Origin of the sequence: Undibacterium sp. Di27W, assembly GCF_049340345.1 — a bacterium.
In the GTDB taxonomy this organism is placed as follows: Bacteria; Pseudomonadota; Gammaproteobacteria; order Burkholderiales; family Burkholderiaceae_D; genus Undibacterium.
Map to the genome: position 1 here is coordinate 790770 of NZ_JBMPOS010000001.1, position 12946 is coordinate 803715.

The window sequence follows — 12946 nt, forward strand, 5'->3', positions numbered from 1 at the left end:
ATGAAATCAGACAGCAAGAACATCACTGATCTTGCTTCTTTCCCCGTGGTGCTGCCCAACTGGCAGCACGCGCCCGCAAACGTGCGGGCGTTCACCACCACCCGTCACGGCGGGTTCAGTCTTGGTCCCTATGGAGATATAAGCGGCAGCGCCGGTCTCAATCTCGGTGACCATGTCAACGACAATCCCATTGCTGTAAAGCAGAATCGGAATAAATTAAATCGTCAATTGCCGTCGGATGTCATATTCTTATCACAAGTGCATGGCAATATAGTACTTGATGCAGCAAATCTCTCTTCTGGAAATGTCGCTGATGCCGTATTGACGACGCAGCCAGGCATGGTCTGCGCAGTGCTGACGGCGGACTGCCTGCCAGTTTTGTTCACTGATGTTACCGGAAAGGTCGTGGCGGCAGCACATGCTGGTTGGCGTGGCCTGGCTTCCGGGGTGTTGCAAAATACCGTGCAAGCCATGCGTGACAAGGGGGCAGGGGAGATTATTGCGTGGCTGGGTCCAGCGATAGGTCCACAAGCGTTTGAGGTCGGACCTGATGTGCTTGATGCCTTTGCTGCGCAGCTGACTGATATACGGCCTTATTTTCAGATGAAAGCCAGGACGGGTAATGTTGAAAAATATTTGGCTGATATTTACAGCCTGGCAAGAAAATTGCTAAACGATATACATGTACATCATGTGTATGGTGGGGACAGATGTACAGTGAAAGAGGCGACGGAGTTTTATTCCTATCGTCGCGATGGTGTCAGCGGCAGGATGGCCAGCCTGATTTGGATGGCGCAGAACTAAGTTGATAACTGAGGCAGGTCAGGCTTCGTTTTCGGTTTGTTGATTGGCTCCGGAAATTGTGGTGGCCTCAGATTGTTTTTGCAGTGCAGCTTGTTTTTCCAGACGTTCGCGCTTGCGCTGTGGCGTGCGCATCAGGTATAAAACTATTGTTAAAGGAAAAACGCAATACAGCAGGAAAGTCATGATGCCTGCGATTACTGTATGTTCAGTGATCGACATCATCAGTACGACATAAATCCAGGCGATTGCAACGATATACATAAAAACCTTTATTTGAATTTGATAGGTGTTTGATGTGCGCATGCAATAGAAGATACTGTATTGCAGCTTAATTAATACGAGAAAGAAAGCTCAAAATTATTTCGAAACGATACGCGAAAATCAGGAGGCACGCATGAAGACTTTCGATCCTCAAGCTATGTACTCCGAGTGGATGTCACAGCTAGTGAATCAAGATAAATGGCAGGAGTGGATGAAACCTGCTGCAGCAATCAATCCCATGCCGGCAGCGGATATGCTGAAGGACTTGGGCGCGCAGATAGACCCGGCCACCATGACCCGTTTGCAAACGGAGTATATGCAAGAGTTTGGCAAGCTATGGCAAGACTTTGCCGTATCCAAAATCCCTGATTTGAAAGACAGGCGTTTTTCTGCGCCAGATTGGCATAACCATGCCATGCACTCTTATAGTGCAGCTTCATATCTGTTGAATGCACGCTTTTTGATGGCGATGGCAGAGTCTGTGCAAGCCCCAATCAAGACAAAACAGAAAATCGGTTTTGCAGTGCAGCAAATGATTGACGCCATGTCGCCAGCCAATTTCCTGGTCACTAATCCTGAGGCGCAAAGCAAGCTGATCGAGAGTAAAGGCGAGAGTCTGGCCAAAGGCATTACCCAAATGCTGGCCGATATGCAGAAAGGCCGCATCTCCCAGACAGATGAATCAGCCTTTGAAGTTGGCAAGAATGTCGCAACTTCGGCCGGTACCGTGGTCTATGAGAACCATTTGTTCCAGCTGATTCAATATCAGCCAACCACCAAGACCGTGCATCACCGTCCCTTGTTGATGGTGCCGCCTTGTATTAATAAGTTCTATATCCTGGATTTGCAGCCTGAGAATTCGGTCGTGCGTTATGCCGTCGATCAAGGGCACACAGTGTTCCTGGTGTCCTGGGCGAATCCTGATGAAAGCATGGCCGAAGTTAGCTGGAATGACTATATAGAAGATGGTGCCATACAGGCCATCAAGGTCGTTCAAAAGATCAGCAAACAGGACAAGATCAATACCTTTGGCTTTTGCGTAGGCGGCACGATTGTTTCTACGGCTTTGTCAGTGTTGGCTGCACGTGGAGAGCATCCCGCCAGCAGCCTGACTTTATTGACCACCTTACTCGACTTCACGCAGACCGGCGTGCTTGATGTGTTTGTCGATGAAATGCAAGTCAATCTGCGTGAGCAAAGCATAGGTCGCCGTGGCATTTTGCCGGGTAAAGACCTGGCCAGCACTTTCTCCAGCTTGCGGGCAAATGACCTGGTCTGGAATTATGTGCAGTCGAATTACCTCAAGGGCGAGGCGCCGCCGCCTTTCGATCTCTTGTACTGGAATGCTGATAGTACCAACTTGCCTGGTCCTATGTTTTGCTGGTATTTGCGCAATACCTATCTGGAAAACAAACTCAAGCAACCGGGGGCATTGACGGTAGCGGGTAGTAAAGTGGATCTGGGGGAAATTGATGCGCCTTGCTTTATCTATGGCTCGCGTGAGGATCATATCGTGCCATGGCAGGCAGCTTTTGCTTCCACCGCCTTGCTGAATCCACGTCATAAAAACAGGAACCGTTTTGTGCTGGGTGCCTCCGGCCATATTGCTGGCGTCGTTAATCCGCCTGCCAAGAAAAAAAGAAGTTACTGGACCAATGAGCAAACCGGTCTGGATTCAGAGAGCTGGCTGGCCGGTGCTACCGAACACCCAGGTAGCTGGTGGCCAGAATGGTCAGCCTTTTTGGCGGAACATGGTGGTAAAATGGTAAAAATACCAACAGTTCCCGGTAATGCAGAATTTCCAGCAATTGAGGATGCACCGGGACGCTACGTCAAGGTAAGAGCAGATTGAAGGTTTGTCGTTAAGTAATAAATTTCAATGAGGAGAACAAGTATGTCAAAACGTGTTGCTTATGTTACTGGTGGTATGGGTGGTATTGGAACTCCAATTTGCAGACGTTTGTGCAGAGACGGCTATACAGTCGTTGCAGGTTGCGGCCCCAATTCGGCCCGCAAAGATAAATGGCTGGCCGATATGCGTGCTGAAGGTCTGGACATTCATGCTTCTGAAGGAAATGTCTCAGATTGGGAATCAACCAAGGCAGCCTTTGAAAAAGTCAGGGCAGAAATTGGTGAAGTGGATGTGCTGGTGAACAATGCCGGTATCACCCGTGACGGCCAGTTCCGCAAGATGAGCAAGGCAGATTGGGATGCTGTCATGGACACCAATTTGAATTCCCTCTTCAACGTCACCAAACAGGTTATTGATGGCATGGTAGACCGCGGTTGGGGTCGTATTATCAATATTTCTTCTGTGAATGGTCAAAAAGGTCAGTTTGGTCAGACTAATTACTCCACTGCTAAAGCAGGTATTCATGGCTTCTCCATGGCCCTGGCACAAGAAGTGGCAACCAAGGGGGTGACTGTGAATACGGTTTCTCCAGGTTATGTCGGTACAGATATGGTCAAGGCCATACGTCCTGATGTATTGGAGAAGATTGTGGCTGGCATCCCCGTCAAACGTCTGGCTGAGCCTGAAGAGATTGCTTCTATTGTTGCCTGGATTGCATCTGACGAAGGTGGTTATGCTACTGGTTCAGACTTCTCCATCAATGGTGGTTTACACATGGGGTAATCGCCGCGATAACTCAGGAATGACCAGAAATTAGAATAAATTTTTTAAATTGGCTTTTTAGCCTCCCTGATTGCTGTCTTTCTTCTGCAGTGCGGTAAAATATGCCCATCAGAGTCGCAAGATTTCGATGGGCATATCTTTTGCTGACTGCAAAATACAAGATATAAAAAAAAGGGGACAAACATGGCTAGCTGTTTTGGCTGATCCAGAACAGGAAATCATGTTTGCGTGAATAGTCTGTGTTACTTTGAAGGGAGATTCTCTTCAAGTAGCAGGATATCGAAGTGTTTAACTGAGATCTCAATGAATAGCGCAAAAAAATCATCACAGCATCTGATCAAGAAATATCCTAACCGTCGTCTGTACGACACCCAAACCAGTAGCTATATCACGCTGGTGGACGTCAAGCAGTTTGTACTGGAAAACGATGATTTCGCCGTAGTTGATGCAAAAACAGGCGAGGATTTGACGCGCAGCATATTGTTGCAAATCATTCTGGAAGAAGAAGCGGGCGGTTCGCCCATGTTCTCCAGTGTCGTTTTGTCGCAAATCATTCGCTACTATGGCCATGCCATGCAAGGCATGATGGGCAATTATCTGGAAAAAAACGTCCAGGCCTTTATCGATATCCAAAACAAGCTGGCCGAAAATTCCAAGGGCATCTATGAAGGCAAGCCCTTCAGCCCTGAAATGTGGACACAGTTCATGAATGTGCAGGGCCCAATGATGCAAGGCATGATGGGCAACTACATAGAACAAAGCAAGAATTTGTTTGTGCAAATGCAAGAACAGATGCAAAGCCAGGCAAAAAACATGTTCAATGTCTTTCCGTTCAATCCGGAAGATGTGAATAAAAAGTAAATGATATTCAAGTTGAATAGGCTCGCATTCTGACTTAAGCCCCTGATTCTTCAGGAAATTATCGCAGATGCGGCAAGTTGGGCTGGCAAAAAGGGTACAATAGCGGATTCGCTTTTGTACCCTTTTTGCTCTTATTTGCTATTAATTGTCCTCTATGTCTATCTCTGAAATTCGTCGTCAAGAAATGCCTGCTACCCACAAGGTGGGATTTGTGTCCCTGGGTTGCCCGAAGGATGTTTAATATATACTCTTGATAATTGAGAAATTTCATAGAGAAAAACCCCAGGAAGTGATTAACTTCCTGGGGTTTTTTAATATGACACTCCCTGTTGTTTTTAAGCAGCAATTGCTTGGTCTTGATTCAAGTTCAAGCCTGGTGGCTGGCTAAATATTCGAAGGTGGCCTTGTCCAACTAAGAAGTTTTTATAAACGGCGAGCGTTACATTCCAGGCTTCCTTTGCAACGGCAGCGCCGCTTTCGACAATGTTGCCATCTGCGTCGATTACGGCCAGTTGTGCAGGCTTTCCATCCTTCGTTGTGATCGTCAATCCTTCAAAGCAAACTCCGCTTATAACTGATTGCGCGAGGGTGTCGGTTTTTGGTATTCCTATCATTTTGCTTCCCCTTTGATATGTTCGATTGCCTTGTCAAGATTTGCAGTGCGCCAATCTGGCCAGGTGCGTAATTCGTTTTCTGTTAGCTTGCCGCACAGCCCTGCCGCAATGGCTTCCGATGTAGCCCCGGTTCGCCATGCGCCATCGAGGGCGAGTAGTACAATGTCTATCCATTCGTCAAGGTCAACGGGTGCGGCCTCAACTTCTATAAGCTCTTTGCGGATGTGGTCACAGACCATTTTGGTGCGCAGGCCGGGGCCGAATGTGTATTCAGAAAAGTTACGTTGGCGGTTCATGTGCAGGATGAAATCGAATGTTTCATACATCATTTCTTTTGCTTTGATGTTTCGCATGTCAAGAATTCGTGCCAGTTCTGTGCTGGTCTGATCGTCTGACAATGCCCAGTAATGCCTGGCTGGAATGCCGACAGAGCTATCGCCAGAATCTGAATAAAAATAGAAGTGACAAAATGGCACATCGCCTTCCAGTCCATCAAGATCGGAGTCTTCATGGACAAACAGCTTGTGAGGTCCATCCCTTGCTGCATCGAGCCCGCTTACAAATGCGAACTCTTTTGCATCGCGTAACTCTTCCTTTAACAGAGCAATTAGAGCATTTTTTTCTTGCAGTTCTTTACCTGCGATCCACCACTTGAAGTGACGTAGAATCCATTGCTTCATTATTTTGCTCCTTTCGGGAATGGCCAGCTTGCGTTGACGCTGGGCTTTTGGGGTTCTTGTTCCTGGTTTGGAGGTGCGGGGGTGTCGCCTGCGGCTATTTGTTCAGTAGCGGCTTGTTTTGCTTTGCGCCGTGCGACACTCATGTTTGTGGTTATTCCTTGCTTTGAGGGGGCAGTAGTGGCCTGCACTTCGTTGGCCTGGCCAACTTCTTTGGTTACTGCGGTCTTCGCGGGCCTGCCGCGTTTTGATGCCTTTGGCGCTGCTCCCGGTTGCGGCTCAGGCTCGGCAGGTTTCTCTAGTTCGGCCCGCATTAGATCTGGGTCGATACCTTCTGCCCTGGCCATAGCTTCAACAGTCATAAAACTGTCGTCGCTGTTGCCTATTGTTTCAATGAACCATTGGTCAACGAGCAAGGAATCTGACAAGACCAGGTCCACTAGTACGAGCTGGACTACATCAAGGGGCGCGTTATCGATAAATTCAAAAGCACTTTCACGGGTGTAGTCGTCCATGAACGGGTAGATGCCAGGCAGTTCCTTAAAGACGTCTTCGTTCAATTCGTAGTCGTTGGCGTCAATCAGCATTTGCTTAACAAATGCGCGTAGAGACTGTAAGCTAAAGCCATTGAAGCCGCGCTGACGGACGCGCTTATACAATTCCACACGGTAGCGAGTTTCTTTGGCTGCACGTTCTTTGAGTTCGTCTTCTTTCCTGATTTTTTCCAAGTACGCATCATTATTTTTTTGAGTTAGCACTGTGCCATTGCCAGACGTAACAGTATGAGCTGTTGCGACACTGGCTGCAGTTCCAGATGGTTTTGTAGCGATATCCAGAAGGGTGTAGCAGTACCCAGCTTTCTCTAATGCTTCCTGTGCGTCATGTATGTTCCAAATAGGGATAAGTCTATTGTCAGCGGCTCTGACATACTTCAGTACAGGTGTTGGTTGAGTTTTCCCCAAAAGGGCGTGACCTATGGTAGTCATCCCTAATGTGGATGGTTTGCGCCTTGCCATGTGCCACAGTTGTGTGGCTTCTGTTGCCGTATCATTTTTTACTGATCTGGCATTGGAAAGTTCAGTTTCTCCTTCTTCAATCTCTGATACAACTGGGATACCCGACTTCACTATTTCAATGACTTTTTGATTAAATGCTGCCGCTGTTTTTTCTTCAAAACAATTGGGGTCAGTGCAGTAATTTGGGTGCGCGTCAGCATAAACTTCTGGCTGGTTGCCGGTGCGTTTGGGGCATTTTATGCATGAACCAGTATCGGGCAGTAACTTGCTATCGCTTGTTTTGAATGAGGCGTCGTCCAGTTTCAGAGTGAAGCGCTTATGAAGATGTGCCGTTGCATCTCGCACTGATAACTGATCTTCCTCGGACTCGCCTAAAATTTCATCGGCTGCTTGTCTTTGCAATGCTGGCACTGGGATGCGTGCGATTAGCAAAGCAATTGATGCAGGAAATTTGTTATCTAAAAAATCTTCACGCAAGTCAGCTGCAAGTGAACACAACTTCAGCCTGCCATAAACGTAAGATCTGGTCTTTCTCAGCTCTGTCACCAACTGGTCGGCACTGTAACCATGCGCCATCATCAGATTTTCATAGCCTATAGCCTCCTCAAGCGGATGCGGATCTTCACGCTGCAGGTTCTCTAGGAGCTGCATTTTGGCGGCTTGCGAGTCGCTTAAAACGCGCATCATTGCAGGGATTGAAACAGCGCCTGCCAGTTTGGATGCGCGGTAGCGGCGTTCGCCAGCAACGATTTCAAACGGTTCTGGCTCATCATCGGTAGGGGTGACCGGGCGTATGAGTATGGGCTGTGCCACACCATGAACTTTGATATCTGCGGCCAGCTCCTGGAGCGCTGTCTCGTTGAAGCGCTTGCGGTTTGTTTTTGATATACGGATGTCACGCAGGCTGTAAATGCCAAACGTGCCTTGGTCAACCAGCTCAGAAGCGACTATGTGTTGCTCGGTGGTGGCGACTGCAGTGGATTCAGTAAGAGACATGATTACTCCGAAATATTGAGTGATTTTTAAAATGGGATAAATGTGCTTGAGCGATTGAAGCCACGCATATCTAGGCCATGCATAAGCCAATGCTTGAAGCCTTCTATGTCGTCATCGCTCAGGTTGGCAAACAGCTTCCCGTAGAATTCTTCTTCTCTTGGCTCAGGGGTGTTTATGACGATGAAACGGCGTGTACTTTCTGTCTCGGCTGGTCGGAATGAAAGAAATACAAAATTCATTCTGTTGACCTGGGAGACAGGCTCCCGTGCTTTTTCGGCGCGACGGAAAGAACCTGAGGATAGATACGCCTTTACCATGCATTCATTTCCGATAGAATCGGACTGCCACATTGGATTGAAATCATCAACTACCACGTAGTTCTTTTGTGCTGTCCAGCCGTTGAATCTACCAAGGAGTTCTTCTTTCCTAATGGTGGCCCTTGCATATTCCGGATGCAGGCGAGTAACAATGTGTTCAAAGAACAGTGATTTGCCGACGTTGTTCGGGCCAATGACAACCAACGCCGTATCCATCTTTGTGCCTTTTCTGATCAGCGGGAAAGCGATCCACCTGGCTACGAACAGCGCTAAGTCTTCATCCTTATTGCAAATGTGCAGCAGTAGGTCGCATATGGGTGTGTTAGGCAATACCCTGGGGCGCGAGGCTTTAAAAATGGCTGATTTAACGGCTGCGATTGCTTGGTGGACTTTTGATAACGGTGAGTTCATGGTGTGATCATTTTCTTTAAAGAATTTGCCCAGATATCACATGCTGATTTGCTGAGCGGTTGGTGATTAAACGATGCGAAGCGGCGGTCACCCTGGTCTAACTCCATGGCATTAAATGCACCGGACATGAAGATAAAACTCAAGGTCTCCTGGGCTGTTTTGAGGGTATCTATAGGCATCTTGAATACAATGCCATCCAGTTCATGGTCTATCTCGATGGCCGCGAATTGCCTGCCGTTTTCAAGGCAAGGGAGTAAGCCGGTGACGACGCCTTTTTGCGGGCCGTAATCGCTATCGAATTCAACATAGCTGCCGACTTTAATTTCTTGATTTACCACGTCTTTTTCCTTTAGGTGAGCACCACTCCAGCGAACATGCCTTGCACCATGAAGACAGGCCATCATCGCGGGTTGATGTATAAAAAAATTCGCTATCTGCTGGCCAGTAGTCCCGGCACTTTGAGCAGCGTTTGTAGAGACCATCTTCTTGCTCCTGGTAGACTCCGTTCCTGAGTCTTTTTTCCAGCAGTCTGGCCGTGCAGTTGGCTTGCCTAATCGAGAAAGTTCTGCCGTTTCTCGCAAAGTAAGCAGTGCTACTTTGGCCGTTTGTGGAACTTGAAGTAATTGGCATGAGGGGTCAGTCTTTCTCGCCACACCTGGCCAGCTTTGAGTCGAACTGGCTACGGTGGCGCATGTGATTGCGTGCATCGTTTTCAAGGGCCAGTCTCAATGCTGGAACTTTGAGCATGTCGTCGAGTGATTTGGTCTTGTCCTGGAGATGGCTGTAAGCCACCTCCAGGGCTGCGCGATCTGGCTGAGTTGCAAGCATGTCAGCTCCTTTTTTTCAAAAGTGCAGACGTCTGCACTTTTGAAGGCTTCTGTCTTTGTTTGATGTATTCTGGGCCGTACAAGCCAGCGAAAATGCCAAGGTTTGGACTTGTCGGGCTGGCTTTTGGAGCGAGCTCAGTCGGTATCTTTCGGTTTGTCAGAAAGTTGAATGGCATTATTGGCCTCCGACTAATGGGAGGGCGCTAACAGACGCTACACCGAAGTGATCCAGGGCATTGAGTATCGCGTCGGCAGAAGTAGGCGCAATCGCTGGATAGCTGACAACCTGACCAGGAGTGCGGACAGTGACTGTGTATATGCTCATGCTGTCACCTTGTCACTAGCGCGACGCTTTTGATTTACAGGGGCGGGGCTTTCAGGATTGCGATAACCTGGTGCCGTATCAATAGAGATAAACACTTGGTCCTTGGTAAATACGGCCCGGTCATACAATCCACCTGTAATGCCCAGACGGTTGATTTCTACAAAGCCCAAAAGCAACAGTGAATCGTGTAAGCGGCGGTCATGGTGGCTGAAGTAGGACTCGCTCAGAAATAGCGGACGAGGGTAGAAACTACTGTCTTGGAGTTGGCTGTTGACCTTAAGCTCGTTGCCCAGCATAGCTTCGAGCTGTTTAATTATTGGCTCGGCAGCTTCGATTTCGCTCATCATGCGTACGATCTCGGCTGTTCGCGTTTCAAAGCGGCGTTTGTTTTCGTCGATCAGTCTTTGAAGAAAAGTTTTCATGGTCACTCCTGTGTTGTGATATTGAAAATCTATCTATGACTGATTATTTGATTTTAATTATCAATTTAAAAACAATCATTTGATATTGATTCGAAGAATATCAAATGATATTGAATAGTGCAATATCTTTTGATATTTTTAACTCAATTGGAAATTTGTTAATATGAAGTAATTGCCGTATTTATTTCTAATTAGGCAAGTAATTTAAATAAGGCTTTGCAAGATGAAGAAATTTTTAGCGCTGTGTTTGTATATCGTTGCTTCTATGGCGATAGCTGGTGAAGATATTGTGTCGGTAGCCAAGTACGATCAGTATTCAAAAGCTACCGGAATCGCTACTACTGCCTTTATAGTTCCTGATATAAACTCCTTCTGGAATCCAGCGTACGCGACGGCACATTTGGCCGGGAATGTTTCAGACCAAGGTGCGGAGAGTATGTGGCTACGCGTTTACTATCACTCAGGCAATTGGAAATTTTTTGATTCAGCGAAGGATATTGACGGAAATACATTAACGGTAAGTGTTATTGACAGACGAATTCAAGCCGCAAGCTTATTGGTTGAGGAGTTCTCAGCTCAGCTTTCAAGGGACTATATAGAGCGACACAAAGACAACGGATTTGACTTCCGGTTTCAGGGCAAGGGCGGACAGTTGATTGTTAAGCTACCCAGCGACCATGTGCAGACTTTTTTAGCGAAATTGACAGAGGTGGAAGCTGATGTGCGTGGCAAGCTTGCACAGCTACCAACAAAGATTGAAGAATCTAGGAGTAACAGCAAGCCAAAGCTTGGAGTTAAGTTTGTTCCGGTAACCGACGGATACTTGCAATACGCAAAACTGCCCAGCGTTCAAGGCGTCGTTATCGTTAACATTGAAGGCAATAGTCTTGCTCAGTCTGCTGGAATACTCCCTGGGGACATCATTGAAGCTATTGGTGGTGAACAGGTCGCCTCTGACTTAACATCGTTACAAAATATATTGGGTAAAATTCCTGCAGGAGCAAAAGTACAATTCAAAATCATGCGTGCTTCGCAAAAACTGGAAATACCAGTTCAATTCTGAACTACATTACTTGAACAATGACACTCCTATTACCGGGGTGTCATTGACAATATGTCTAAGAGAGCCCTTGTAACTTCTTTTTGTGGTGCATTTTCTTTGGTGCAGCAGACAAAATTTCCCCATGCCCAATTGTCTAACAATTCTATTTTTTTCAGTGGTGAACCGGTTCTAATAGCACGATTTGCAGCGGACTCAAGTACTAAAGCAATACCGTAGCCAGTTTGAGCAACCATTTCAATTTGGGCATGAAAATCTGAAATTATGACGCGATAGTCAATGTGTAGCCCTGCTATATCGGCATGATGTTCTACAAATTCTGTAATGCGTTTAGAAATATCCATACCAATAAATTGGTGATGCAAAGTGTCAATAAAATTTATTTTCCCATTACCTTGTGCAAGTTGATGATCTGCCGGGGCGACTATACATAGCCGTTCTGTTTTGTATGTCATGTAGCTTAACCCTTCTGTATGTGGTGTCGGGCCGAGAAGGCCAACATCGCACGTTCCTTCATATACAGAGGTCTGAATCTCGCTAAAACTACCTGACGTAATATCCAATCGAACACTCGGAAATCTAGTGCGTAATATTTCGACTGCTAGCGGTAAATCATTGAGCATGATTACCGACGAACACATTATCTTTAGTCGATCTTGGGAGGTTTGACGGTCGCGCAGTTCATCATGCATCAACCTTAATTCTTCGTGGATTTTTACCGCAGTTTTTAATATAACTTCCCCTGCATCTGTCAAATGAAAGGGCTTTCTGTGAGCAATGGTCTCTCCGAGCATCTCTTCGATTAGCAGCAGGCGACCACTTACTGTAGAGAGTGACTTATGCATGCGCTCTGCTACAGCCGTTAGTGTTCGCTCCTCCGCACAGGCGCGGATGAGTTCTAGATCCGCGAGTGATAAAGTAGATGACAAAGTAATGCAAGCGACTGAACGACGCTTGTTTATATCGCGACTTAAACATCAAAGCAATTGCAAAAAAGAAAGAGTTACGGAAATTCCGAAAACGGTTCGGAATTTCCGTAACATAATATAAATTTTGCATGTTATAAAGTCACATATTGAAATATTTATTACAACTACTTACGTCGTACGAGGTTTTATGAGAGCAGAGGATCAAATTCAAGAGTTAAAAGAAATTCAAAGGCGTACAGACCCAGCAGCATTTGCCCTTGCGGTACAGATGCTTAGAGAGTTTGTTAGTGGATACCCTTTAAAAAAGGAACCGATGCTAAGACTTGTTCGGGTTGGGACCGCGAAAGGCTGATACTTTTGGGGCGGTGTCGCCAGCGGTTCGAATGAGATTTTTCCCCATATCGGTAGCCTCGCGAAATTGAGTTAATAGCTTTAACTCTTCCGTCGTGACATATGAGAGGCTTACTTCGGGAGAATTGAAATTGGTCTTTTCGTTACCTGTCACGATCCAGTCGATACTCCGTCCACATGCAGCAGCTATTGCTACAAGATTTTCAATACTCGGTAACGATTCAGACTTTAAAATGCGCACCAGGCTTGAACTGGGTACGCCAGAAGCACGGCTCAATTCGGCCTGGCTCTTAAAGCCTTCTATGCGCATTGCGATATCAATTCTGTCGGCGATTGTAGTCATGGTGCTCAACTATACGCACGGCAGACTGCTCTCTCAATCGCTAGCCCGAAATCGGTCTATTTGCCCGAAATCGGAATTATAAGCCGATTTCAAAATT

Annotated in this window: 16 protein-coding genes; 5 read left to right on the forward strand and 11 right to left on the reverse strand. The window is 46.8% G+C overall.

Annotated features, from left to right (window positions below; translation table 11 throughout):
• Positions 1-804, forward strand: a complete 804-nt coding sequence (pgeF, locus tag ACO0LF_RS03530) for a peptidoglycan editing factor PgeF (protein WP_423011940.1) — start codon at positions 1-3, stop codon at positions 802-804.
• An 18-nt stretch (positions 805-822) separates the two neighbouring features.
• On the opposite strand, the gene ACO0LF_RS03535 is transcribed toward pgeF, so the two are convergent.
• Positions 823-1065: a hypothetical protein gene (locus tag ACO0LF_RS03535; RefSeq protein WP_423012453.1), complete on the reverse strand. Its 243-nt coding sequence runs from the start codon at positions 1063-1065 to the stop codon at positions 823-825.
• A 133-nt stretch (positions 1066-1198) separates the two neighbouring features.
• Between ACO0LF_RS03535 and phaC the strand changes: the two genes are divergently transcribed.
• From phaC to phaR, 3 genes are all read left to right on the forward strand, one after another.
• A complete protein-coding gene (phaC, locus tag ACO0LF_RS03540) occupies positions 1199-2917 on the forward strand; it encodes a class I poly(R)-hydroxyalkanoic acid synthase (protein ID WP_423011942.1) in 1719 nt (572 codons plus the stop codon).
• 42 nt (positions 2918-2959) lie between these two features.
• Positions 2960-3700: a 3-ketoacyl-ACP reductase gene (locus ACO0LF_RS03545; protein WP_423001401.1), complete on the forward strand. Its 741-nt coding sequence runs from the start codon at positions 2960-2962 to the stop codon at positions 3698-3700.
• Between the two features lie 303 nt (positions 3701-4003).
• Positions 4004-4561, forward strand: coding sequence for a polyhydroxyalkanoate synthesis repressor PhaR (gene phaR, locus ACO0LF_RS03550; protein ID WP_110253707.1), 558 nt, complete (start codon positions 4004-4006; stop codon positions 4559-4561).
• A gap of 335 nt (positions 4562-4896) precedes the next feature.
• Here phaR and ACO0LF_RS03555 read toward each other — a convergent pair whose 3' ends face one another.
• From ACO0LF_RS03555 to ACO0LF_RS03590, 8 genes are all read right to left on the reverse strand, one after another.
• Positions 4897-5175, reverse strand: coding sequence for a hypothetical protein (locus tag ACO0LF_RS03555; RefSeq protein WP_423011944.1), 279 nt, complete (start codon positions 5173-5175; stop codon positions 4897-4899).
• Entirely contained in the window at positions 5172-5855 is a 684-nt protein-coding gene (locus ACO0LF_RS03560) for a dATP/dGTP pyrophosphohydrolase domain-containing protein (protein ID WP_423011946.1), read from the reverse strand. The genes ACO0LF_RS03555 and ACO0LF_RS03560 overlap by 4 nt, the downstream gene beginning before the upstream one ends.
• Positions 5855-7864, reverse strand: coding sequence for a ParB/RepB/Spo0J family partition protein (locus ACO0LF_RS03565; RefSeq protein ID WP_423011948.1), 2010 nt, complete (start codon positions 7862-7864; stop codon positions 5855-5857). Before ACO0LF_RS03565 ends, ACO0LF_RS03560 begins: the two co-directional genes overlap by 1 nt.
• 26 nt (positions 7865-7890) lie before the next feature.
• Positions 7891-8592, reverse strand: a complete 702-nt coding sequence (locus ACO0LF_RS03570; protein ID WP_423011950.1) for a primase-helicase family protein — start codon at positions 8590-8592, stop codon at positions 7891-7893.
• Positions 8589-8930 (reverse strand): hypothetical protein, encoded by a 342-nt coding sequence (locus ACO0LF_RS03575; protein WP_423011952.1) that lies wholly within the window; start codon positions 8928-8930, stop codon positions 8589-8591. Before ACO0LF_RS03575 ends, ACO0LF_RS03570 begins: the two co-directional genes overlap by 4 nt.
• A gap of 298 nt (positions 8931-9228) precedes the next feature.
• Positions 9229-9420, reverse strand: coding sequence for a hypothetical protein (locus ACO0LF_RS03580; RefSeq protein ID WP_423011954.1), 192 nt, complete (start codon positions 9418-9420; stop codon positions 9229-9231).
• Between the two features lie 174 nt (positions 9421-9594).
• A complete protein-coding gene (locus ACO0LF_RS03585; RefSeq protein ID WP_423011956.1) occupies positions 9595-9744 on the reverse strand; it encodes a hypothetical protein in 150 nt (49 codons plus the stop codon).
• Positions 9741-10166, reverse strand: a complete 426-nt coding sequence (locus ACO0LF_RS03590) for a hypothetical protein (protein WP_423011958.1) — start codon at positions 10164-10166, stop codon at positions 9741-9743. Before ACO0LF_RS03590 ends, ACO0LF_RS03585 begins: the two co-directional genes overlap by 4 nt.
• Positions 10167-10389: 223 nt before the next feature.
• Here ACO0LF_RS03590 and ACO0LF_RS03595 point away from each other — a divergent pair, with 223 nt between their 5' ends.
• Positions 10390-11229 carry a PDZ domain-containing protein gene (locus ACO0LF_RS03595; RefSeq protein WP_423011960.1) on the forward strand — a complete coding sequence of 280 codons (840 nt, stop codon included), beginning with the start codon at positions 10390-10392 and terminating at the stop codon, positions 11227-11229.
• A 29-nt stretch (positions 11230-11258) separates the two neighbouring features.
• On the opposite strand, the gene ACO0LF_RS03600 is transcribed toward ACO0LF_RS03595, so the two are convergent.
• Together ACO0LF_RS03600 and ACO0LF_RS03605 are read right to left on the reverse strand one after the other, a co-directional pair.
• A complete protein-coding gene (locus tag ACO0LF_RS03600) occupies positions 11259-12155 on the reverse strand; it encodes a LysR family transcriptional regulator (RefSeq protein WP_423011962.1) in 897 nt (298 codons plus the stop codon).
• Positions 12156-12471: 316 nt separating this feature from the next.
• A complete protein-coding gene (locus ACO0LF_RS03605; protein ID WP_423011964.1) occupies positions 12472-12849 on the reverse strand; it encodes a helix-turn-helix domain-containing protein in 378 nt (125 codons plus the stop codon).
• Positions 12850-12946 lie beyond the last annotated feature (97 nt).